The sequence below is a fragment of the Paucilactobacillus kaifaensis genome (genome assembly GCF_005405145.1).
In the GTDB taxonomy this organism is placed as follows: Bacteria; Bacillota; Bacilli; order Lactobacillales; family Lactobacillaceae; genus Paucilactobacillus; species Paucilactobacillus kaifaensis.
This window is the reverse complement of sequence record NZ_BJDM01000001.1, coordinates 306,872-329,148: the sequence shown is the minus strand read 5'-3', so window position 1 is coordinate 329,148 and position 22,277 is coordinate 306,872. Positions and strand designations below refer to the sequence as shown.

At 39.1% G+C, this 22,277-nt stretch carries 21 protein-coding genes; 7 read left to right on the top strand and 14 right to left on the bottom strand.

Going from position 1 to position 22,277, the window contains the following annotated elements:
• Window positions 1-40: 40 nt before the first annotated feature.
• On the top strand, window positions 41-493 hold the full coding sequence (locus tag FFM51_RS01440) for an Lrp/AsnC family transcriptional regulator (protein WP_137596880.1): 453 nt from the start codon (window positions 41-43) through the stop codon (window positions 491-493).
• Window positions 494-877: 384 nt separating this feature from the next.
• Here FFM51_RS01440 and pepF read toward each other — a convergent pair whose 3' ends face one another.
• Both pepF and FFM51_RS01430 read right to left on the bottom strand, forming a co-directional pair.
• The gene (pepF, locus tag FFM51_RS01435) at window positions 878-2,692 is read right to left on the bottom strand and encodes an oligoendopeptidase F (protein WP_137596879.1); all 1,815 of its coding nucleotides are present in this window, start codon (window positions 2,690-2,692) and stop codon (window positions 878-880) included.
• A 15-nt stretch (window positions 2,693-2,707) separates the two neighbouring features.
• Window positions 2,708-3,982: a cation:dicarboxylate symporter family transporter gene (locus FFM51_RS01430; protein ID WP_137596878.1), complete on the bottom strand. Its 1,275-nt coding sequence runs from the start codon at window positions 3,980-3,982 to the stop codon at window positions 2,708-2,710.
• 355 nt (window positions 3,983-4,337) lie between these two features.
• On the opposite strand from FFM51_RS01430, the gene FFM51_RS01425 reads away from it, so the two are divergent.
• Window positions 4,338-5,504, top strand: a complete 1,167-nt coding sequence (locus tag FFM51_RS01425) for an iron-containing alcohol dehydrogenase (RefSeq protein WP_137596877.1) — start codon at window positions 4,338-4,340, stop codon at window positions 5,502-5,504.
• 415 nt (window positions 5,505-5,919) lie between these two features.
• Complete coding sequence (locus FFM51_RS01420) at window positions 5,920-6,588, top strand: Crp/Fnr family transcriptional regulator (protein ID WP_137596876.1); 669 nt, start codon at window positions 5,920-5,922, stop codon at window positions 6,586-6,588.
• Between the two features lie 83 nt (window positions 6,589-6,671).
• Here the strand turns inward: FFM51_RS01420 and FFM51_RS01415 are convergent, their stop codons facing one another.
• Together FFM51_RS01415 and FFM51_RS01410 are read right to left on the bottom strand one after the other, a co-directional pair.
• Window positions 6,672-7,688, bottom strand: a complete 1,017-nt coding sequence (locus tag FFM51_RS01415) for a zinc-binding alcohol dehydrogenase family protein (protein WP_137596875.1) — start codon at window positions 7,686-7,688, stop codon at window positions 6,672-6,674.
• Window positions 7,689-7,898: 210 nt separating this feature from the next.
• Complete coding sequence (locus tag FFM51_RS01410) at window positions 7,899-8,927, bottom strand: DUF1002 domain-containing protein (RefSeq protein WP_137596874.1); 1,029 nt, start codon at window positions 8,925-8,927, stop codon at window positions 7,899-7,901.
• A gap of 123 nt (window positions 8,928-9,050) precedes the next feature.
• Between FFM51_RS01410 and FFM51_RS01405 the strand changes: the two genes are divergently transcribed.
• The gene (locus FFM51_RS01405) at window positions 9,051-10,013 is read left to right on the top strand and encodes an SGNH/GDSL hydrolase family protein (protein WP_170999536.1); all 963 of its coding nucleotides are present in this window, start codon (window positions 9,051-9,053) and stop codon (window positions 10,011-10,013) included.
• A 73-nt stretch (window positions 10,014-10,086) separates the two neighbouring features.
• Window positions 10,087-10,875 (top strand): tyrosine-protein phosphatase, encoded by a 789-nt coding sequence (locus FFM51_RS01400; RefSeq protein ID WP_137596872.1) that lies wholly within the window; start codon window positions 10,087-10,089, stop codon window positions 10,873-10,875.
• 146 nt (window positions 10,876-11,021) lie between these two features.
• On the opposite strand, the gene FFM51_RS01395 is transcribed toward FFM51_RS01400, so the two are convergent.
• The 8 genes from FFM51_RS01395 to FFM51_RS01360 all read right to left on the bottom strand — a co-directional run bounded on the left by FFM51_RS01395 (window position 11,022) and on the right by FFM51_RS01360 (window position 18,731).
• Window positions 11,022-11,540 (bottom strand): DNA-3-methyladenine glycosylase I, encoded by a 519-nt coding sequence (locus FFM51_RS01395; RefSeq protein ID WP_137596871.1) that lies wholly within the window; start codon window positions 11,538-11,540, stop codon window positions 11,022-11,024.
• A gap of 101 nt (window positions 11,541-11,641) precedes the next feature.
• Complete coding sequence (gene trpA / locus FFM51_RS01390; protein ID WP_137596870.1) at window positions 11,642-12,418, bottom strand: tryptophan synthase subunit alpha; 777 nt, start codon at window positions 12,416-12,418, stop codon at window positions 11,642-11,644.
• A complete protein-coding gene (trpB, locus tag FFM51_RS01385) occupies window positions 12,411-13,619 on the bottom strand; it encodes a tryptophan synthase subunit beta (RefSeq protein ID WP_170999535.1) in 1,209 nt (402 codons plus the stop codon). Before trpB ends, trpA begins: the two co-directional genes overlap by 8 nt.
• Window positions 13,594-14,190 carry a phosphoribosylanthranilate isomerase gene (locus FFM51_RS01380; RefSeq protein WP_137596869.1) on the bottom strand — a complete coding sequence of 199 codons (597 nt, stop codon included), beginning with the start codon at window positions 14,188-14,190 and terminating at the stop codon, window positions 13,594-13,596. Before FFM51_RS01380 ends, trpB begins: the two co-directional genes overlap by 26 nt.
• The gene (gene trpC / locus FFM51_RS01375; RefSeq protein WP_137596868.1) at window positions 14,177-14,974 is read right to left on the bottom strand and encodes an indole-3-glycerol phosphate synthase TrpC; all 798 of its coding nucleotides are present in this window, start codon (window positions 14,972-14,974) and stop codon (window positions 14,177-14,179) included. Before trpC ends, FFM51_RS01380 begins: the two co-directional genes overlap by 14 nt.
• Window positions 14,971-15,987: an anthranilate phosphoribosyltransferase gene (gene trpD, locus FFM51_RS01370; RefSeq protein WP_137596867.1), complete on the bottom strand. Its 1,017-nt coding sequence runs from the start codon at window positions 15,985-15,987 to the stop codon at window positions 14,971-14,973. The genes trpC and trpD overlap by 4 nt, the downstream gene beginning before the upstream one ends.
• A 697-nt stretch (window positions 15,988-16,684) precedes the next feature.
• Window positions 16,685-17,293: an anthranilate synthase component II gene (locus FFM51_RS01365; protein ID WP_137596866.1), complete on the bottom strand. Its 609-nt coding sequence runs from the start codon at window positions 17,291-17,293 to the stop codon at window positions 16,685-16,687.
• A gap of 1 nt (window position 17,294) precedes the next feature.
• Entirely contained in the window at window positions 17,295-18,731 is a 1,437-nt protein-coding gene (locus FFM51_RS01360; RefSeq protein ID WP_137596865.1) for an anthranilate synthase component I family protein, read from the bottom strand.
• Window positions 18,732-19,583: 852 nt separating this feature from the next.
• On the opposite strand from FFM51_RS01360, the gene FFM51_RS01355 reads away from it, so the two are divergent.
• Entirely contained in the window at window positions 19,584-20,093 is a 510-nt protein-coding gene (locus FFM51_RS01355) for a YbhB/YbcL family Raf kinase inhibitor-like protein (protein WP_137596864.1), read from the top strand.
• Between the two features lie 24 nt (window positions 20,094-20,117).
• The gene (locus tag FFM51_RS01350) at window positions 20,118-20,345 is read left to right on the top strand and encodes a hypothetical protein (protein WP_137596863.1); all 228 of its coding nucleotides are present in this window, start codon (window positions 20,118-20,120) and stop codon (window positions 20,343-20,345) included.
• Window positions 20,346-20,506: 161 nt separating this feature from the next.
• Here FFM51_RS01350 and FFM51_RS01345 read toward each other — a convergent pair whose 3' ends face one another.
• Both FFM51_RS01345 and FFM51_RS01340 read right to left on the bottom strand, forming a co-directional pair.
• Window positions 20,507-21,241, bottom strand: coding sequence for an amino acid ABC transporter ATP-binding protein (locus FFM51_RS01345; protein ID WP_137596862.1), 735 nt, complete (start codon window positions 21,239-21,241; stop codon window positions 20,507-20,509).
• Window position 21,242: 1 nt separating this feature from the next.
• Window positions 21,243-21,938, bottom strand: coding sequence for an amino acid ABC transporter permease (locus tag FFM51_RS01340; protein ID WP_137596861.1), 696 nt, complete (start codon window positions 21,936-21,938; stop codon window positions 21,243-21,245).
• Between the last annotated feature and the right edge of the window lie 339 nt (window positions 21,939-22,277).

The following is a 22,277-nucleotide window of genomic DNA, read 5'->3' as shown; positions in this document are numbered from 1 at the left end:
ACCGTGGTAAAATAGATCAAAGAAAAAAAGGAGTGGTTAGATGGACCAAATTGATCGTAAAATTTTGAACGCATTACAAAAAAATGCCCGTGTTTCTTTAAAAACACTATCAGAACAGTGTTTTATTTCTTCTCCCGCCATCGCCGCTCGGATTAACCGGCTTGAAAAACAAGGCGTAATTGCCAACTATCAAACGACCGTTAACTATGAAAAGTTGTCATATCATGTTAAAGCATTTATTCGATTGCAGCTAGAACCAACACAAAAAAAAGAATTTTATCCATATGTCAGTTCCATTCCAAACGTATTAGAATGCAACTGTGTTACTGGAGATTATTCTGAACTACTTGAAGTCGTATTTGAAACTACAGCCGCCTTAGATAATTTTGTAAATGGTCTGCAACGATATGGTAAAACAAGTACGCAAATTGTGTTTACGACTAGTGTGGAACGACGTGGATTAGATTTTGAAGACAAACAGATTGAAAGTTAGACTTTGGTTGATTAACTAAGGCCTTTTTTCTTGCACATTTTTATTAACCTGATTTGATTTTAATTACAGTGATTGTTGAAACGCGTTTACCAACCGTAGAAGTCTCCGTATAACCCAAAAATGGTCCAAACTCTCTTGATTTAATATGCACCTTTCCATTTTTATTGCCGAAACGCGTTTACCAACCGCAGAAGTCTCCGTATAACCCAAAAACGATCCAAACTCTCTTGATTTAATATCCACCTTTCCATTTTTATTGCCGAAACGCGTTTACCAACCGCAGAAGTCTCCGTATAACCCAAAAAAACTAGTTACATGGGTGCACAGTTCACACCCATGTAACTAGTTTTTTTACGTTATACTACGACTTCTAATCGCGGTTGGTCACGCTCTTAATAATTTTTCAATCTCATTCAATCTCTTTTCAAACACCCCAAATGCTCTCACTAGGTACTGATCATTTGTCATGTCTACTCCTGCTTGTTTTAAGATTTCGATGGGGTAGTCTGAACCACCTGCGCTTAGAAACTTGTGGTAATTTTCTAGTGCATGATCATCATGTTGCCAAACTCCCTGAGACAACGCGGTTGCGGCTGCCCATGATGTCGCGTACTGGTAAACGTAGTAATTCATATAAAAATGAGGAACATAAGCCCAACTTTGTGTTATCGTGCCAGATTCCGTCACCGCCGGGCCATAATATTTATTGACCAGCTCACCATTTATTTGATCTAAATAATCAGCTGTAAGTGTCTGACCATTTTGCTCTGCTTGATATGCCTGATGCTCAAATTCCGCAAATTGGGTTTGTCGATAAATCGTTCCGACAAAACCAGAAATCGATTGCTCTAAAATGAAAATTAACGCTTGCTTATCATTCGCATACTTTTCTAATAAGTAATCTGTCAATATATTTTCATTAAACGTTGAGGCAACCTCAGCTAAGAAAATTGGTGCATCCGCATATTCTGATGGCTGGTTTTGTTGTGAGAAATAGCTATGCATTGCATGACCTGATTCATGCGCTAGCACATACGTACTGTAAAGCTTATCCGTCCAGTTTAACAAGATAAACGGGTTGGCAGTATAAACGCTAACCTGATAGCCACCAGAGCGCTTACCCTTATTTTCAGCAGCATCAATCCAGCGTTCATTAAACTCATGTTTTAACCCTGCAACATAATCCGGACCTAAAACTGATAACGCGTCCAGGGTCATTTCCTTTCCCTGTTCAAACGTAGTTTTTAATAAATCTTGACCAGCCAACGGGACATTAATGTCATATTTATAAAATGGATCAAGATGGAGCACTTTTTTCTTTAAAGCATACCAACGATGAAGCAGCGGTAGATGTTCATTCACACTTTTAACCAGCGTGTCATAAACACTTTCAGGAATTTGTTCACCACTCAACGCTGCTTCACGTCCACTCTGATAATGTCGAACCTCAGCTTGCATATTTTGTGAACTGATAAAACTATTTAATGTCTGGGCAAATGTATTCCGTAGGTTATGATATGGTTTTTCATATGCTAACGTAGCCTCCCGACGAACATCGCGATTCTGTGATTCAGTGAATTGACTACGATTTCCATGTGTCAATGGAACCTCATTGCCATTGCCATTGTCATCATGAACCATTCCAAAATCTAAATCTGCATCATTAAGTGTGTTGTAAATATCATCGGCGGCATCTAATGATTTGTTTGCCCTACCCAACAACTGCTCTTCTTTATCTGATAAAATATGTGCTTTTTGTTGACGAATTTTTGTCAGCATAAACTTAAATTCACCCAATTTAGGCTCGTCAGCCAAGTATTGGACTAATTCAGTTTCGTCGATTGCTACAATTTCCGGTTCCAGAAAAGCCATTTTAGCACTAACTTGGCTCAATGCATTGGCTACCTCACCGTATAGACTTGCTGCTTGTCCCTTTGTTGTATCACTATCACGACGTAAAAAACCATATACATATTCACGTTCTAACTCTTCATTGATCAACTTGTCGGACTGTAATGCTGCCAGCAAATTGGCAGCACTACTCCCAACATGACCGCTTAATTGCGTAAACTCAGCTACTCGTTGCAACGTCTTTTGTAATGCAGCTTTCATTGCTTCATCAGATTCAAACAACAACTTCAAGTTCCATTTTAACTGCTCAGGCACTTGATCACGCGGTAATAATTTTTCTGTTGCCAACTAGTTCACGCTCCTTTATGACTTTAATTCAGCCAAATACTTCGCATTTTGTTCTTCATCAAACTCATTTTCAGACTTACCAATTACCATCGTGGCCAGAGAATTCCCAACCACGTTGACCGCCGTGCGTCCCATATCAACAAACCGATCAATCCCTGCAATAAAGGTTAGTCCAGACATCGGCACGCCAATCGTTGAAACTGTGGCTAACAAGACAACAAATGATGCCCCGGGTACTCCTGCCATCCCTTTGGATGTAATCATCAAAACTACCAATAATGTAATCTGATGAGCCAATGCCAAATGGATACCATATGCTTGTGCTAAAAATAGCGCTGCTAATGACTGATAAATTGCTGACCCATCCAAGTTAAACGTATAACCAGTTGGAATAACAAATGAAACAATTCCCTTGCTAACACCATACTTTTGCATTTTATCAATCAAGCGTGGCAATGTACCCTCCGAACTAGCGGTCGAAAATGCAATTCCAATTTCATCTTTAATAACATTCATTAACGTCCAAAATTTAAACCCAAATATGCGAGCAACGATGCCCATAACCCCTACCACAAATATAATCATCGTGGCATATGCAATAATAACAAACAGGCCCAACGGTGCTAAGGCACTAAAACCCATTTCACCAACTGTCATTCCAATCAAACCAAACACACCAATTGGTGCAAACTTCATGACCCAGTTTGTCACCTTGAACATTACTTCAGAAACGGCCTGCAAAAAATCGATAATAATTTGGCCTCGCTTACCAATTGCAGCTGTTCCCAAACCAAAGAAAACTGAGAAGAAAATAACAGGCATCATATCCCCTGCTGCTAGTGATTTGAAAAAATTGGTCGGAATAATTCCCATAATTGTTGACCAAATACCAGTGTGGGATGCAGACTTTGCTGTTGTCACATACTGAGATATATCTGTACTTTTAAGTTGATGAATATCAATAAAAGTTCCCGGGTGAGTTATATTCCCAACAATTAAACCTAAAGCAATAGCAATCGTGGTCATAACTTCAAAGTAAATTAACGTTTTACCGCCAATTCGACCAAGTTTATGAATATCGCCCATATTGGCAATCCCAACCGTTAAGCACGAAACTACAATCGGTAATACAATCATTTGAATCAAACTAATGAACATCGTACCCAAATTTTGCATTACCGTGATGGCAGCATTATTATGATAAAAAATTCCTCCAGCTATAATTCCTAAAACTAAGCCAATCACGATTTGCCAGCCTAAGCTAAGCCGTGTAAAGCGATAATGTTTCATCGTCCTGCGATCTCCCTCATAAAATTTTAATAATCCCAGTTTAGCACATTTAGCTGAGCCCGGGTATTTTCAATTAAATTTTTGGAATGCAATTGAAAACGTGTAGCAGTGCACAATTAAATTGTATTTCAGTTTTAATCGTCAGTAAATCATTTACAGTTTGGTTATTAAATACAAGTCAGGCTTACTTATTCCTTGATAATAAAAGACTTGAAAAATGTAATCGATACATTTACAATATGAAACGAACAAGAAAAATAAGATCAATTAGTTAAAATAAATCTCCGAAATTTATTTTTTTGATTCTAATTGTGAATTATTTTTCAAACTCTTTAATTTCATGGAGGAATTTATTATGGTAGAACCCAATACAGATTTCATGATGCCCAACGTTAACTTTTTCGGACCTGGCGTAATTAAAAAAATTGGTGATCGTGCTAAAATTTTAGGTATGCATAAACCGTTGATTGTGACCGATAATTTTTTACGCAATATGGAAAACGGGCCTGTCAAACAAACTGAAGCTTCACTAAAAGCTGCTAGCGTTGACTATGTTTTTTACGACAATGTTGAACCAAATCCCAAGGTTAGAAATGTTCAAGAGGGTAAAAAAGTTTACCTAGATAACGGTTGTGACAGTATCATTTCCGTTGGTGGTGGCTCATCACATGATTGTGCCAAAGGGATTGGTATTGTACTGACAAATGGTGATGATATCACTAAACTAGCTGGTATTGACACTCTTGCTAATCCATTGCCACCACTGCTAGCGGTTAACACAACTGCCGGTACTGCTAGTGAAATTACTCGACATACCGTAATCACTAATGAAGAAACTAAATTAAAATTTGTTGTTATTTCTTGGCGTAACGTTCCACTAGTTTCATTTAACGATCCATTGTTAATGCTGGAAGTTCCTAAGGGAATGACTGCTGCTACGGGAATGGACGCTTTAACACACTGTGTTGAATCTTATGTTTCTACCCACCGCAACGACATCACCGATGCCCAGGCAATCCAAGGCATCAAACTGATCAGTAAGTATTTACCACAAGCTTACGCTGATGGTCATAACGTCGAGGCACGGACTAAGATGGCTGAGGCATCACTATTAGCTGGAATGGCATTTAATAATGCTGATCTAGGTTATGTTCATGCCATGGCACATCAATTAGGTGGTCAATATGATGCTCCACACGGCGAATGTTGTGCAGCATTAATGCCAACTGTTGAGAAATGGAATATGATCTCTGCGCCAGAGCGATTCGCTGATATTGCTCGCTTCATGGGCGAAAACATTGATGGGCTAAATGTTTGGGATGCCGCACAAAAAGCAATTGATGCATTGGAACGAATTTCAAAACAGGTTGGCATCAGAACTGTTAAAGAATTAGGTGCTAAACCAGAAGATTTTGAACTACTAGCCAAGAACGCATTACGAGATGGTAACGCAGGTTCAAATCCAAGAATTGGTAATCAACAAGATATTGTTGATTTGTTCACGGCTGCATACAACAAGTAGAGTGCGAACAACTGCGAGTAGCAGTTGGAATGTAACGATAAAAAACATAGTATCCTTCGGTTTTTGAAAGGTACTATGTTTTTTGTTGTTACATGGAAACTTTTACAGTTATGAGCACGTTTCAAAACAGAGTGGGATCAACCGCGTACTAAAGTTGTAGTGTAACGTGAAAAAAGATAAAATCGGATTCGCTTTTTGAATCTGGTTTTATCTTTTTTGATGTTACATGGAAACTTTTGCAGTTGATCGCACGTTTCAAAACCCGGAGTGCAAGTATCCACATTTCGATGCCTACGGCAGTAAGTACATTTTTTATAACCAACACCTCACCCACTAAAATCCGGTCACATTCTTAGCCTTTTTAATCCAATAGTGCTATTCTAAATCCAAATGTAACTTAAAGGAGCGGTACAAAATGAGTTTAGAGCATGAATGTATATCGTTAGTTCCGTTGTTTGATCAATTAACTCACGAAGACAAGAAAACAATTGAATCAATTGTTCATCAACATCATTACCAGCCTGGTGAAACCATTTTTTCTGCCGGAGATTCACTTGATGCACTAATGATTATTGCTAGTGGCCAAGTCAAAGTTTACCAGTTAGCAGAAAATGGGAAAGAACAGTTACTTTATTTATTACAAACCGGGGACTTTGAGGGCGAATCAGCTCTATTTTCGCAAGCAACTCGGCAATCTTTTGGTGAAGCATTGTTACCAACTGCAGTTTGCCAGATTGAACGCTCTGATTTTCAAAAATTGATGATGCAATATCCTAGTATTAGCATCAATCTGCTCAATGAATTTGGTAATCGGCTGTCAAAGTTGGAAAAACGAACTACGCAAGCTACAACCTCTTCAATTGAGTCAAGGTTAGCTGACTATTTAGTTGAAACGGCAGCAGGGATGCAGGTAACTACATTCAAGTTACCATTAAAGAAAAAAGATTTAGCTACTTATCTTGGAACCACTCCTGAAACAATTAGTCGCAAGCTTAAGGATTTTGAAGACCAAGGCTTAATTAGCCAAGGTGGCGGCAAAAAAATTACCATTGAAGATGGCGACGCTTTGACATTAATTAACTAATACCTATCCATGATAAATTAATTTTATAGGTGAACCTAAATAGCAATGACTTGAAATTTTCAAGTCATTGCTATTTTTTTAAACTATGCAAAGGGACCTGTAATTACTATTTTTCCAACCATCCGGTTTGACTCAACACGTTCATGCGCTTGTTTTAACGTTTCTGTTGAAATTGAATTAAGAGTTTCAGTGCGAGTTGTTACAATTTGATTGTCATCCAACAACTGGGCTAGTTTATTCAAAATTTTTCCCTGTGAATCAAGATCAACACCGTACTTAGCCTTGGCAAACATAAATTCCCAGTCAAAGCTAACGGCCTTGTCCTTTAGTTTTCCCAGTTCAACAGGTTTGCTTGTTTCTACAATTGAACCAACATGTCCTAACGGTCGTACTAGTTTTGCAGCAACATCAAAATAATTCTCAGTAGAATGTAAAATCATAATATCATCAATTTGATTAGCATATTGGTCACCCAATTGATCCCATAAGTTTTCACGATGATTGACCACTAAATCGGCTCCCATTTGTTTTACCCAGGTCACAGTTTCTGGTCTTGAGGCGGTTGCAATCACCTTAAAGCCAGCCCATTTGGCCAACTGAATTGCAATTGAACCCACACCACCCGCACCATTTATGATGAGCATTGTTTTACCACGATTAGCGTTGGTTTCATACTTAGCTTGAAACTTTTCAAAGATTAATTCATAGACCGTTAACATTGTCAGTGGCATTGCGGCCGCGTCAGCATCATCTAGTTTTTGTGGTGCCAAGCTTACAATTCTTGAATCTACCAATTGGTATTCTTGATTTGAACCATCACGCTGATTACTACCCGCATAAAACACCCGATCACCAACTTTAAAACCCTCAACTGCAGGTCCTACTGTATCAATTATCCCCACTGCGTCATATCCTAAAATTTTCAAATTAACTTGCTTTGCTGTAGCTTGCCGGACTTTTGTATCAACTGGATTAACCGACACTGCTGTGATTTTTACTAATAAATCTTGGCCAGTGGGAATTGGCTTTTCTGTTTCTATTTGAGTAAATTGCTGATCTTTAGCCGAAACTGTTCCTTCATAAAATCCAATTGCTTTCAAAATCTACGTCCCCTTTTTTATTTTAATTGACCATATTTTACTACATACCGGTTAAATAAAAAGCAATTCTGCTAGTATTTAGTAGAATTGCTTCGCTTATCAGTTTTTTTATTTTCACTAGAAATTACACTTACTTATGGTTGAATGCGTTTATCTGAATATTATTTTGAAATGTGTTCACTTAGACCTTTAATCGCCTTAGTTCACACTCTAAAAGATTCCTTGAAAGAATTCAACAATCCGTTGCCAGATACGTTGAAACAGATTTCCATACTTAGCCATTAAGGCTTTACCATCCGCACTATTAGCAAAATCACCTAATTTAGCCATCGCGTCCCCGACACTACTTTTTAGTGAACCAGCAACATTATTGACGTTATTAATGTAAGTTTTCGATGTTGAAACAGGCGCTTTTTGAACCTGAATCAATGCATTAACAATCAATGTTTTGGAACTGTCTGGTGTCTTAGAACTGACGTTATTTTTCTCTAGCGCTTCATCCAACATCTGACGAACCTCTGCCTTAGTTGCATATTCATTATCATTTTGTCGTTGTTTGGCCAAATCAGCTGATACTGTTCCAACAGCCGCCATGAGTTTACCAGCATATCCTTTATCATCACTGTTCTGATCAATTGCTGGTTGAGTAGCTTCCAGCACGCTGTTAGCTGCAGAAGTGTTTTCAGAACTTAGCGTAATTCCATCAGCCGCCAAAGCCTTGTACACACCTGTCAATGCCGCTTCGCCTGACACTGATTTATTGGCAGTCACAGTAATAATAATATCATTGACCCCAGCCATTGTAGCAACCATGGCATATTGTTGAGCAGTAACCTTTGTAATGTTACTTTCGCCGTTGTACTTAACAATATTAACTTTTACACCAGTACCTGAATCCGCTGGTGCTAGTGAAACTGAACTAATCATTGCTGAATCTGTTGTTCCATCTGAACTAATATATTTAGAATAATCACTTGCTGTTGAAGTTAATGCAGTATAATCATCAGTAGCTCCTAATGCACTCGCTACATCCGATCGATCACTAGTAGCCAGTCCCGCCCCGTAAACCACATATGGCTTAGATAATGCCTTGGTTTGGACAGCTGAACTGCTACTACTTGCATCGGTTGTTTCTGCGCGAGCAACCGAACCTGCTTGTAGCTGTATAAGTGCTGGAAGAGCAATTGCTCCAACTAGTACTAGCACCAGCGTTACCGCAATTTTTTTGATAGATTTCATTGTGCACCTCCTAGAGTACCCCATCATTTTACCATGACACTACTCAAAACAAAATTAACAGCTGCTTTTGTTAAACAAAATACTACTTACTTTAGCTTTTTTTTAATATTCAAGGAGACAACATTGTTAACTAAAAAATTATCCCCATTACAAATCATAACTAAAACCTCCCTAATTGGTCGTTGGATCATTAAGCCAATTCACCATGTAGACACTCTTTACTCCACCAATCTGGGCTCATTAATTAAGTTTGACATCAGTAATAGTTTAACTTTAGCCATCGATTTTTTTAATAATGGGAATCCATTTGGCCCAAGCCAAATCGTTGCTGTCCGCATTGATCATCAAAACTGGCAACGGTTTTTAACTAATCAGATGCCACAATCCATTTCTCTAACTGAACAGGAACATACAGTTGAATTAATGTTGGTTGGCAATAGCGATCTCGATGAAGTCTGGACTGGAAATCAAGGATTTGCTCTTAAGTCGATCTCAGTTGACCAAACTGCGATCATTAAGCCCAATAAGCACAATCAACCAGTTACCTTCATTGGTGATTCAATTACGTCGGGATGCTGGATTAATGGTCATCACGCTTCGTTTGATTACGCGGCCGAATCCAACTATGTTGCTGTTTGTGCTGACCAACTACATCTCGACGCCACCCGTATTTCATATTCTGCTGCTGGAATTTTAAATCCTGGTACAGGTGGGGTCCCTAATGCAACTGTTTTTTTAGACCATATCGACGCAACTACAAAATGGCAATCACAGCCAACCACCCGTGTCATTATTAATATTGGTGTCAACGATCGCCACTTTACTCGATCGGATTTTAATCAAGCCTTACCTAAGTTTATCGAGCAAGTCCAAATATTATTTCCCGCCGTCCCAATCAGTATCATGATTCCATTCAGTCAAACATATGCGCCCATTTTCAGAACAACAGTGCAACAAATGGGAAATATTCAATTGATTGAAACCAAAGACTGGCATCTATCTTATACTGACGGTCTTCATCCGGATGCAACTGGATCTTATACAGCTGGAATACTACTCGCAAAAGCCCTTAAATATAACTATTAAACTGCTTCATTGTATTTTTTTTGCTGAACACTGTACAATTGTACTTAGATAAAAATAAAGGATGGGGCTAACAATGGAATATGCACGACTACTACCAATTCAAAATGGTCATAACTTCCGCGATTTGGGCGGTTATACTACCACCGATGGACATACGGTTAAATGGGGTCACTTAATTCGTTCTGGTCATTTAAATACGCTGGATCAACACGATTTAGATATTCTCGACCGACTACAGGTTAAGTATGACCTTGATTTTCGAGCTCCTGAAGAAATTACTTCCCAGCCAGATCGTGTACCACTAGGAGCAGCATATACGTCGTTGCCCGTTTTCCAGACCGATGAAACAGACGCGTCTCACAGCCAAGAACAAATTATGGCCGAATATTCTGGTAGCTCTGATGCTGGTTATAATCATATGTTGGATGTCTATCGCGATATGGTTACCACTCCTCAAGCCAAAAAATCCTACCAAGCTTTCTTTAGCCATTTATTAGGCAATAGCGATCACAACGCTGTCTTATTTCACTGTACTGCTGGTAAAGATCGCACTGGCATGGGCGCTGTTTTCTTATTAAGTGCTCTCAATGTCGATCGACCAACCATTATCAGAGATTACCTATTAACCAACTCAGTAACTAAAAATTATGTTGAGTCCCGAATAAAAAAAATAAAACAGGCAGGCTTATCCACAGCCTTTGCGGAAAACACCCGCGCATTGTCGACAGTTTCACCAGACTATATCAACACGGCTTTAGCAGAAATTGACAACCAATATGGTAGTGTTAACAACTATTTGCATCAATATTTGGAGATTTCAGCAGATCAAATGAAAGATTTACAAAAGCTATATTTAGACTGATAATTACCAAACTCATCGTGACAAATTGAAACCCTCAAGGTTGGACTACAAATCCAATTTTGAGGGTTTCCTTATCTTGTCTTTCTAAACTAACTTTTGAACCGATTACGTTAAAGCACTTGCTTCCGGCCGGTTTTCTGCACACCTTATTTTTCTAATCGTTGAATGATTCCCGCAGCAATTAATAGTAACTGAACGGTCGTTGGCCCGACAAATTTAAATCCATGTTTTTTCATATCTTTAGCCACAAATGTTCCCAAACTGGATTGCTGATTTAAGGGTTGATCAGGTTCAATCGACATCACCCAAACTTGTTGTTCTGTAAAATGCCATAGGTAATCGTTGAGATCAGCAAACTTAGGTGCCAACCTGATGATGGCACGACTATTACTGATAATCGCCCGAATCTTACGCGGATTTTTAATCATCTCCGGTTGTTGCATGATTGCTTCTAATTCAGGTTCATCAAAACCTGCAACTTTTTGATAATCAAAATCCGCAAAAACCTGTCTAAAAACTGGAATTTTACCAGCAGCAACCTGCCAACTGAGCCCAGCTTGAAAGACCGCAACAGTCAATAACTCGAATAAAACGCGGTTATCATGAGTCTCATGACCAAATAAACGGTGATACTCATTGATTCCAATGTTAGAGTCATGTTGCATTTTGATTGCCTACCTTTCAAACTTAGCTTCAATAATTGTTATTAACCAGCTTAATTCAAAAGATAAACTTTTGCTACCATTTAGTAATTATTACATTTCGATTATTTAACTTGTGCCAAACCTTTCATTTCTTGCACATATTTAGTGATTGCATCAGTGGCATTATTCGGCTGTTCTTCAATTAATTTTACAATGCCAGAACCCACAATCGCCCCATCTGCAATTTGATTCATTTGTTTAACCTGTTCTGGAGTATGGATGCCAAATCCAACCGCCACCGGCGTATCTGTAACTGCTTTGATTTTTTCAATCGTGGTCGTTAAATCATTAGCAACATTATCACGCATCCCCGTCACTCCCAACGATGAAACTAAATAAATAAATCCTTGGCTGCCTGACACAATTTTTGCCACTCGTTCACCAGATGTTGGGGCTACTAATGGAATTACCGCAACACCATGCTTTTGCGCAATTGGTACTAGTTCATCTCGTTCTTCCACGGGTAAATCTGGAATTACAGTCCCACTAACATCTAATTCTTCACACCGTTGATAAAACCGATCGTAGCCATAATCAAAAATCTTATTCGCGTAAGACAAAAACACGAGTGGAACATCAGTTTGTTGCCGAATTGTAGCCACCATTTCAAAAATCTTATCCGTTGTGATTCCAGCGGCAAATGCTCGCAGATCAGCAGCCTGGATGACAGGACCATCTGCAACTGGGTCGCTAAATGGAATACCCAATTCAACTACATCCGCACCGGCATTCGCCATTGCGACAACATATTCCACACTTTTTTCAATTGAAGGATCACCAGCAACAGTGAACCCAATAAATGTGTTTTCTCCAGTAAATGCTTCTTGTAATTTAGTCATGTAAGTCAACTCCTCGATAACGGGCAATTGCAGCAACATCTTTATCGCCACGCCCTGATAGATTGCAGACAATAATTTGGTCTGGTCGCATGGTTGGTGCTAATTTTTTAACATAGGCCACTGCGTGTGAGCTTTCAATTGCAGCAACAATTCCTTCGGTTTGCGCAATATATTCAAATGCATCAACCGCTTCATCATCTGTAATTCCAACATATTGAACTCTTTTTTGTGCTTGTAAGGCTGCATGTTCTGGTCCAATACCCGGATAGTCTAGTCCCGCAGAAATCGAGTAAACAGGTGCAATATCACCGTCGTCATCTTGACAGAATAATGATTTCATACCATGAAAAATTCCAATCCGGCCTGTTTCTAGGGTAGCTGCTGTTTGATCTGTATGAATTCCTTTACCTGCAGCTTCACAGCCAATTAGTTTCACACTAGAATCATCAATGAAGTGATAAAAGGCGCCAATGGCATTGCTACCACCACCAACACATGCCACTACTGCATCAGGCAGTTTACCAGTCTCTTGTAATAACTGCGCTTTGATTTCCTTACTAATCACAGACTGGAAGTCGCGTACCATGGTTGGAAATGGATGTGGTCCCATCGTTGAACCAATTACATAGTGGGTATCATCCATTCGGCGAGTCCACTCTTGCATTGCGGCATTAACCGCATCCTTCAGCGTTCCCGTACCGGTACTGATCGCGTGCACCTTAGCTCCCAACAACTCCATTCGATAAACGTTCAGAGCTTGCCGTTCGGTATCCAGTTTACCCATGAAGATTTCACATTCCATCCCCATTAACGCAGCAACGGTTGCAGTCGCCACACCGTGCTGCCCAGCACCAGTCTCTGCAATAATTCGGGTTTTCCCCATCCTTTTCGCCAATAGAATTTGCCCCAACACGTTGTTAATCTTATGTGATCCAGTATGATTTAAATCTTCACGTTTAAAATAAATTTGAGCTCCACCCAAATCGGCACTCATTCTTTTTGCATGGTAAAGCAATGATGGTCGGTTAGCGTAATTGATTAATAAATCTTTCAATTCGGCTTTAAAGTCTGGATCATTTTTATAGTGATTATAGGCTGCTGTCAACCGATCAATTTCACTCATTAGCGTTTCTGGAATATATTGCCCGCCATATTCGCCAAATCGTCCAGTTTGATTAGTTTCTGATTTCATTTCTTGCATAATGTGCCCTCCTGGTAAATTGCATAATTTTTGTTGCATCTTTTTTTCCATTAGTTTCAACACCCGAGCTGACGTCAACAAAGGCTGGTATGACAGTCTCAATTCCGTCAATAACATTTGTTGGGGTTAATCCACCAGCCAAAAATAACGGTTGCTCTGGTTTAGTGATTTTATGCCAGTCAATAACAGTTCCACTTCCCGGCTGTCTTCCATCAAACATTACATAATCGGGATTCGTTACCAACTCAGTTTCTAACTGAACTGCCTGAATAACCTTTACTCCTAGTTGCTGCAGTTGTGTGATTAATTTTTGATCTTGAACTCCATGTAGCTGAACTAATTGAATAATACCTTTTTCTATTAGTGGCTTAATCTGCGCCAAGGTTGGATTAACGAATACTCCCACTGCTTGAATTGCGGCAGATAAATTTTGCCGTAATAACTGAGCTTGTTTTGTACTAATTTGTCGTTGACTAGGTGCAAAAACAAAACCTGCTAATTCTGGCTGAGCATCATTAACTGCCGCTACATCTGCTAATGTTTTTAATCCGCATATTTTAACTTTGGTCAATTGCAATCGGCTCCTTTAACTGCTGCACTAGCTCTGTCTTATTATTTGAACGCATCAATGTTTCCCCAACTAAGGCGACGGTGATCCCATTTTGTTGCAATGTTTGTGTATCTTTTCTTGTCTGAACACCGCTTTCAGCCACGAAAATGCACTCATCCGGTACAAACTGCCGTAGACGAGCACTATTACCAAAATCAACGGAAAAATCTTTCAAATTCCGATTATTGACTCCAATAATTTTAGCACCAGCATGCAGTGCAGTTTTAATTTCATCTTCATCATGAGCTTCAACTAAAGCAGATAGTCCTAACTGATCAGCTAGTAACAAATACTGTCGTAACTGTTGGGGTGTCAAAATTCTAACAATCAACAAAATTGCTGCGGCACCTGCTAGTTTGGCTTCATAAATCATGTATTCATCAATAATGAAGTCTTTACGTAAAACCGGAATATTAACTTGTTGCGCAATTTCTTTTAAATATTCAAGCGAGCCTTGAAAATAGTCTGTTTCTGTCAGAACAGAAATTGCATTAGCCCCTGCCGCTTCATAGTCGCGTGCAATTTGTAAGTAAGTAAAATCCTGCGCAATTAAGCCCTTGGATGGGGAGGCTTTTTTCACTTCGGCAATAATGTGCATGTTGTCATTGGTTAATGCTGTTTCAAATGGTCGTGCTGAGCTCATCTTCAATTTTTCTGTCTGCCCTTTTAGTTGCTCAAGAGAGATTCGTTGCTTGCTCCTAGCAACACGTTTAGCTGTGGCTGCTACTAATTGGTCTAATATCATGCCACGGCCTCCTTGGTAAATTGAATTAACTCTGCTAACTTTTGATTTGCCTGTCCATTATCAATTAATTGTTGTGCTAATAAAACACCATCTTGTAAACTAAGTTCCGGTTTAGCAATGTGTAGCGCAGCACCAGCATTTAATAGTACAACTTCGCGCTTAGCGCCTTTTTGTCCTTGTAATATGTCGCGTGAAATTTGCGCATTTTCCGCTGGAGTCCCACCAACTAAATCTGCTTTGTCACAAAGTTCAAAACCAAAGTCCCGAGGATCAATTGTATATTCTGTCATTTGACCATGTCGTAATTCAATTACATCGGTGGGGGCGCTTAGAGAAATTTCATCTAAACCATCTTGACCATGGACAATCATCGCATCTGTTACACCCAACTGATCTAATACGTGTGCCATTGGTTTGAGTAGATTAGCATCGTAAACACCTAATAATTGCTGTGTTGCGTGTGCTGGATTGGCTAATGGTCCTAAAATATTAAAGATCGTTCGAATTCCTAATGTCTTTCTAACTGGAGCAACAAACCGCATTGCTTGATGGTATTCTTGGGCAAATAAGAAGCAAACTCCAATTTTTTGAAGAAGTTCTTCGCTTTGATGGGGTTCTAAGTTAATATTAACGCCCAGCGCTTCTAATACATCCGCAGCACCACTTTTAGATGATGCAGCTCGATTACCATGCTTAGCAACTGGAACGCCAGCTGCTGCAATTACAATTGCTGAGGTAGTCGAAATATTAAAAGTGTTGGCGTGATCGCCACCAGTGCCAACAATTTCTAATACTTGCTCACCGGCATTAAAAGTTGCAGCATGGTCGCGCATTGATTTAGCACTCCCGGCAATTTCATCTGCAGTTTCATGTTTCATACTCAGTGCAGTTAAAAAGGAGGCAATTTGAATATCACTCGTTTCCCCATTCATAATCTCATTCATTACTTGTTGTGCTTGGTCAAAAGTTAAGTCTTCGTTATTAGTTACTTGTTTAATTGCTGCTTCAATCATGGTAGATTCCTCATTTCAATTTTTAGTTTATTAGTTTGTGCGTAATTCAAGTTAAAGTTTTGCCATCGTTTAAGTGCAGTCATATGATCATCCTCCAAATTTAAGTAACAAAAAAACCCGCCCACATAACGACTTAACGTTACAAGGACGGATTTATTTTTTCCGCGGTACCACCTTTATTTGAAGAGTGCGAGACAAGGCGCTTAGATGTCGTAGGCTAAGCTAACAATAGCGATTAATAAATCGAACTTTGATTTATTGATTGTTATTGTTAACTTAGCCTTAGACATTTGCCTCGGGCGAACACGTTTCAGCACGTGTCAATCTCACACTCGTTCACTCTCATCAGGATGCTAACACATCCTTGGCAATTGACGTCTGCCTGACGTAACAGGGTAATTAGAATATGGTTGAACGACGTTTCTATTGCTAGAACGTGTTCCGAAAGGCAGATCCTTGCGCTTAGCCCGATTTAATCAACGAGCCCAAGTTCAGGGCTCATTGATTAAATCATGCTAGTGCTCATGATCTAACCGCCTTTCTGCACACTCCGTTTGCTGTTCCCTCCGTGGTCCATTTAATAGTCTGCGTTTGGTTGAACTCTCAGCGCTGTCAACTCTCTGTGCAGGCACGGCTATCTTGATCTCCACTTCATCGGTTTGTGGACGAATTATTAAATTAGAACTAGATTAGAACATTATGAGATATTTGTCAACTTTTTTTCTTGCAAAATTTTTAGTTTGAGAAAATTTTTAACCAGCTGCTGTCCAAACTTTGCATCCGTCATAATGGACTCAGGATGAAATTGAACCCCATAAACATCCAGCTGTGGTTGTGATAAGGCCATTATATCCCCATCATTTGAATAAGCAGTGATCTGTAGCTGTTCTGGTAGGGTTTGTCGATCAACCACCAACGAATGATAGCGAGCAGCATTAACCCGGGGGTTACAATTCTCAAATAACGGATCATGATTATCTAAAACAACTTCATCTATTTTGCCATGCATTAAATTTCGAGCATATGTTAATCGCCCACCAAACGCCTCGCAGATTACTTCTAATCCCATACAAACTCCAAGAATTGGAACTTTACCAGCAAAATACCGAGTTGCTTCTAGACTAATTCCTGCATCCTCTGGTCGACCTGGGCCTGGTGATAAAATCAATCCAGTCGGATTTAGTTGGATTAATTCCGCCAAACTTATTTCATCATTTTTAACCACCATTAAATCAGCGTCAAATCCACCAATTAACTGATACAGATTGTACGTAAAACTATCATAATTATCGATCAATACTCGCATGCTAATCACTCACTTTCTGAACCGCTAAATTTACAGCCCGTGCCTTGTTAAAGCACTCTTGATACTCATGTTTCGGATTACTATCAGCCACTATTCCAGCGCCACTATGAACTACTGTGCGCCCATTTTGACTATATACTAGCCGAATTCCAATCGCCATATCGACATCCCCGTTAAAATCAAAATAACCAAAACAGCCACCATAAATTCCTCGTGTAATTTGTTCATAATGGTAAATCAATTCCATTGCCCTAACTTTAGGGGCGCCCGACAGCGTTCCAGCTGGAAAAACAGCATCCAACAATTCTAGCGCCGATAAATCTGGCTTTGCCTGTGACTCAACAGTCGATCCTAGGTGCATTACCTGCGAAAACTTTAAGATTTGTGCATGTTGTGTTACTTTAACCGAACCAATTTGGCTAACTCGACCCAAGTCGTTTCTACCTAAATCAACCAACATATTATGCTCAGATAGTTCCTTAACGCTGGTAGTCAATTCGCGTTCAAATGCTTGGTCTTCTTTTCCATCACGTCCTCGGCGACGAGTTCCCGCTAATGGATACGTCAACAGTTGTTCATTTTGTCGTGCTACTAGCGTTTCTGGTGAGGCCACTGCCACCTGATAGTCATCTTGATGAAAATAAAATTGATACGGCGAAGGATTATCATTTGCCAGTTGCTGTGCTACTGAAATTAAGCTACCACTTGAGCGTGCAATTTGTGGATTCGAGTAGATTAACTGAAAAATCTCACCATTACGAATATCTTGCTTAACTTGTTCAACCCCATGTTCAAATCGAGTTAACGACTGCTGGGGTGCAAAATTTGTGTGTTGTTGGTAGGGTTGAAGTAAATGCTTATGAATTGTTAAGATCTCTTTTTTTATTGCAGTAAGCCTGCTAACTGCTTTTTTATAATTCCTGCCCATATTAGCTAACTCAATCAATTTTATTAATTGGCACACTTGTTGTTGATGATCATATACAATTACTTCATCAACCAGTAACAATTGAGCCAATGGTTGACTATCTTTTAACGGTGGCAACTGAGCTAATTTGGAAACGGCTGTCTTAGCATATTCGTAAGCAAAATAACCACTAATGCCACCGCTGAATGGTGGAAATCCTGGTAACTTGGGTGTTTTATATCTAGTTAGTAGCTCACTCAAATAATCGCGTGGATTTTGATGAATAATTTGTTGATTAACCAATAAATGATCCGAATAAACTTTAATGGTCTGCAATGGTTTAGTTACCAAATACGTAAATTTATTATGGTCTCGATCATTAATTGTCAGTTGTGAAACATGTTGTTGCGCACGATCAAAATAATCTGTAATTTGATAAGTATCAAATTGGGGCATCTTAAATTCAAGCATTAATGGCACATATTTGTACTGGGAGCTATATTTTTTTAATTCTTCTAATTCAGGTTTCATCACGTTGTCCTCTTTTTAGTCTAAAAGTCTATTTTAGTTCCACCTGATTTTGCCATCGCTTAAGTTCCATCATATGAATTCCTCCAAATTTAAGTAACAAAAAAATCCGCCCACATAACGACTTAACGTTACAAGGACGGATTTATTTTTTCCGCGGTACCACCTTTATTTGAAGAGTGCGAGACAAGGCGCTTAGATGTCGTAGGCTAAGCTAACAATAGCGATTAATAAATCGAACTTTGATTTATTGATTGTTATTGTTAACTTAGCCTTAGACATTTGCCTCGGGCGAACACGTTTCAGCACGTGTCAATCTCACACTCGTTCACTCTCATCAGGATGCTAACACATCCTTGGCAATTGACGTCTGCCTGACGTAACAGGGTAATTAGAATATGGTTGAACGACGTTTCTATTGCTAGAACGTGTTCCGAAAGGCAGATCCTTGCGCTTAGCCCGATTTAATCAACGAGCCCAAGTTCAGGGCTCATTGATTAAATCATGCTAGTGCTCATGATCTAACCGCCTTTCTGCACACTCCGTTTGCTGTTCCCTCCGTGGTCCATTTAATAGTCTGCGTTTGGTTGAACTCTCAGCGCTGTCAACTCTCTGTGCAGGCACGGCTATCTTGATCTCCACTTCATCGGTTTGTGGACGAATTATTAAATTAGAACTAGATTAGAACGATTTATTATAAAAGTCAAGAATTCTTTTAATAAATTTTGATTGCTAATTTCTTATGCGCTTACCAAATTATCTGTCAATCCATCATCATGGATTCATATTGATACTCCATTAGTCATAAAAAAATGTATAATAAAAGTATTAGCAGAGAGTAGGGAGGAATGTAATATGCAAATCAAAGTTTTAACGGATAATAACTTCTTGCCAGATCAATACGGTAAGTACGCAGATCCTAAACTAAAGTATCAAGGATTTCCGGTTGTTTCTTTCCCCTTTTCAATTTCTGATGTTCCTCAAAATACCAAAACATTTGCACTAACCTTTTTGGATTATGATGCCGTTCCAGTTGGTGGCTTTACCTGGATTCACTGGTTAGCTGCTAACATTCCAGTTAATGTCACTGAAATCCCTGAAAATGTAAGTCGAGACAATCCATTTAGCATGTTACAAGGAAACAACAGTAATGCTGGAGCGTTAGTTGGCGAAAGTGATCCAATTATCACCAGGCATTATACAGGTCCTAATCCACCTGATAAGGACCATAGTTATACTTTAACAGTCTACGCGCTTGATGCTAACTTACCGTTGGAAAATGGTTACTGGTTGAACGAATTCTATCGGGCAATCGAAGGTCACGTACAAGCAAAAACTACCGTTGAAGTTCTTAGTCGTAAATAATAATTTAGAGGGAGCTGAATAATTATGGATAACAGAATTTTCTTTAACCCAGGTGATTCAATTGCCAATATTAATGATTACAACGAAGCTGTACGTAAAGGACAAATTTTCAAGAAAAAAAAGAAAGAAGATGAACTAGTCATTGCCCGTGGTAAAGGTGATGAAGAGTACGCCATTTTCTACGTTAAAGATGCATTGCCAGCAGACCATAGTAGTCATCCGCAAGGGTATGAGATTACTAAACGAATTTAGAGTTGCGTTGCCACTGTGTGCATAATTTTGCGTCAAACATCAATATTGACAAAACATATTTACTACCCAAAAAATTCCATGTATCACAAAAAAAGTATCCCTTTTTAAGGGATACTTTTTATTACTACATGAAAAGCTTCTAATCGTAGTGATGCACACTCTTAAAATTGCATTCCATTCAAAAAGTCGTGAATTCGTTCCGTTGGATGATCAAAAAATTCAGCAGGAGTACCGTCAAATTCAATCTTCCCATCTTCAACAAACACAATCTTTGTAGCCACTCGCCGAGCAAATTCCATATTATGTGTGACAACTACCATTGATTGTTTGCTTTGTGCCAAATTCAGTAAGACATGTAACACTTGCGCTTCCAGTTCAGGATCCAGCGCACTTGTTGGTTCATCAAACAAAATATATTCTGGGTTCATTGCCAACGCGCGACAAATTGAAATTCGTTGTTGCTGCCCACCTGATAATTGACTCGGATAGCGATGCTGGGTTCCATCTAATCCCACTTGCTTTAATAACTCTGTTGCTACCTGTTCTGCTTGAGCTTTTGGTTGTTTTAAAACATGAATTGGTCCTTCAGTTATATTTTGTAAAATCGTTAAATGTGGAAATAGATTCCAGCTTTGAAACACCATCCCCGTTTTACGACGAACACGCAATATCTGACTAGTAGGTAACTCTTTACTAAAATCCACTGTTTCGTCATTAATTTGATAGGCTCCACTTTGTGGCCGTTCCAACAAATTTAGTGAACGTAACAGTGTTGACTTCCCAGCTCCTGATGGTCCTAAAATAACGGTAGTTTCATGTTCAGGAAATTCAACGTTGATATCATTTAACGCATGATGATCAGCGTATTGCTTATCGACATGTTCTAATCTAATCATGTTATTCCCCCGTTACTTGAACATAGCGTGACATATACTTTTCCAAATAGTATTGTGCAATACTTAATACAGTACAGAAAACGGCATAGACAATTGCTACGATCGAATACATCAGCAGTGGCTCATAATTTTTAGCTGCAATTTGTTGGCTGACCATGAACATTTCAAGGATCGTGATTGAGCTAGCTAATGACGTATCCTTAACTAGTCCAATAAACGAGTTCGAAAGTGGTGGCAACGCTACCCGAAGTGCTTGAGGAAAGACAATCCGAAATAAGACCTGACGATACGTCATGCCAATCGAATAAGCAGCTTCCCACTGACTATCAGGAATCGATGATATCGCCCCACGGACCGTTTCAGAGCAATAAGCCCCTGTATTCAATGAAAACGTAATAATTCCAGCTGTAAAAGCATCGAATTGAATCCCGATATTCGGTAAACCGAAAAATACAATAAACAACTGAACCAATAGCGGTGTTGATCGGAATAGCCATACATAAAAACTTAAAAACAATTTTAGCAATTCCCATAACCCAGCAAAAATCGGGTTTCCTTTAGGATGAGAAATTCTAACTAACGCAGTCACAACAGCTATCACAAAGCCAATTGCAAACGAAATTAAAGTCAACGGAATTGTAAATTTAATTCCAGCCCAAAAGATTTCTGGTGTTGAGTTAACGATGGTGTTCCACATAATATTCCCTTCCAAATCAGAGTGCTAAATCAGCTGTTTAGGTACCGTAAGCTAAGTTAATTAAGCATTGTTCGCGATCTTAGCGAATGATGTTTAATTGATTTAGCTCCAGGGACCTGACTGGTTTAGCACGTTTCAAAATCAGAGTGCTAAATCAGCCGTTAAGACTTCGTAGGCTAAGTTAATAAATCATTGTTCGCGTACTTAGCGAACGGTGATTTATTGATTTAGCCCCAGAAGTCTGGCTGATTTAACACGTTTCAAATACAAAGCCGTAATCAAACTTAGGTTTGGTCCAACTACCATAATTCAGATCATTTATCACTGACACTACTATTA

What these genes read in the sequence shown, in the direction of transcription:
- FFM51_RS01410 (WP_137596874.1), bottom strand. Translation starts at nt 8,927, where the DNA reads ATGAAATCTATCAAAAAAATTGCGGTAACGCTGGTGCTAGTACTAGTT.
- FFM51_RS01440 (WP_137596880.1), top strand. Translation starts at nt 41, where the DNA reads ATGGACCAAATTGATCGTAAAATTTTGAACGCATTACAAAAAAATGCC.
- FFM51_RS01420 (WP_137596876.1), top strand. Translation starts at nt 5,920, where the DNA reads ATGAGTTTAGAGCATGAATGTATATCGTTAGTTCCGTTGTTTGATCAA.
- trpD (WP_137596867.1), bottom strand. Translation starts at nt 15,987, where the DNA reads ATGATTGAAGCAGCAATTAAACAAGTAACTAATAACGAAGACTTAACT.
- FFM51_RS01365 (WP_137596866.1), bottom strand. Translation starts at nt 17,293, where the DNA reads ATGCGAGTATTGATCGATAATTATGATAGTTTTACGTACAATCTGTAT.
- FFM51_RS01345 (WP_137596862.1), bottom strand. Translation starts at nt 21,241, where the DNA reads ATGATTAGATTAGAACATGTCGATAAGCAATACGCTGATCATCATGCG.
- FFM51_RS01360 (WP_137596865.1), bottom strand. Translation starts at nt 18,731, where the DNA reads ATGAAACCTGAATTAGAAGAATTAAAAAAATATAGCTCCCAGTACAAA.
- FFM51_RS01350 (WP_137596863.1), top strand. Translation starts at nt 20,118, where the DNA reads ATGGATAACAGAATTTTCTTTAACCCAGGTGATTCAATTGCCAATATT.
- FFM51_RS01430 (WP_137596878.1), bottom strand. Translation starts at nt 3,982, where the DNA reads ATGAAACATTATCGCTTTACACGGCTTAGCTTAGGCTGGCAAATCGTG.
- trpB (WP_170999535.1), bottom strand. Translation starts at nt 13,619, where the DNA reads ATGCAAGAAATGAAATCAGAAACTAATCAAACTGGACGATTTGGCGAA.
- trpA (WP_137596870.1), bottom strand. Translation starts at nt 12,418, where the DNA reads ATGACTAAATTACAAGAAGCATTTACTGGAGAAAACACATTTATTGGG.
- FFM51_RS01355 (WP_137596864.1), top strand. Translation starts at nt 19,584, where the DNA reads ATGCAAATCAAAGTTTTAACGGATAATAACTTCTTGCCAGATCAATAC.
- FFM51_RS01340 (WP_137596861.1), bottom strand. Translation starts at nt 21,938, where the DNA reads ATGTGGAACACCATCGTTAACTCAACACCAGAAATCTTTTGGGCTGGA.
- FFM51_RS01395 (WP_137596871.1), bottom strand. Translation starts at nt 11,540, where the DNA reads ATGCAACATGACTCTAACATTGGAATCAATGAGTATCACCGTTTATTT.
- FFM51_RS01400 (WP_137596872.1), top strand. Translation starts at nt 10,087, where the DNA reads ATGGAATATGCACGACTACTACCAATTCAAAATGGTCATAACTTCCGC.
- FFM51_RS01425 (WP_137596877.1), top strand. Translation starts at nt 4,338, where the DNA reads ATGGTAGAACCCAATACAGATTTCATGATGCCCAACGTTAACTTTTTC.
- trpC (WP_137596868.1), bottom strand. Translation starts at nt 14,974, where the DNA reads ATGATATTAGACCAATTAGTAGCAGCCACAGCTAAACGTGTTGCTAGG.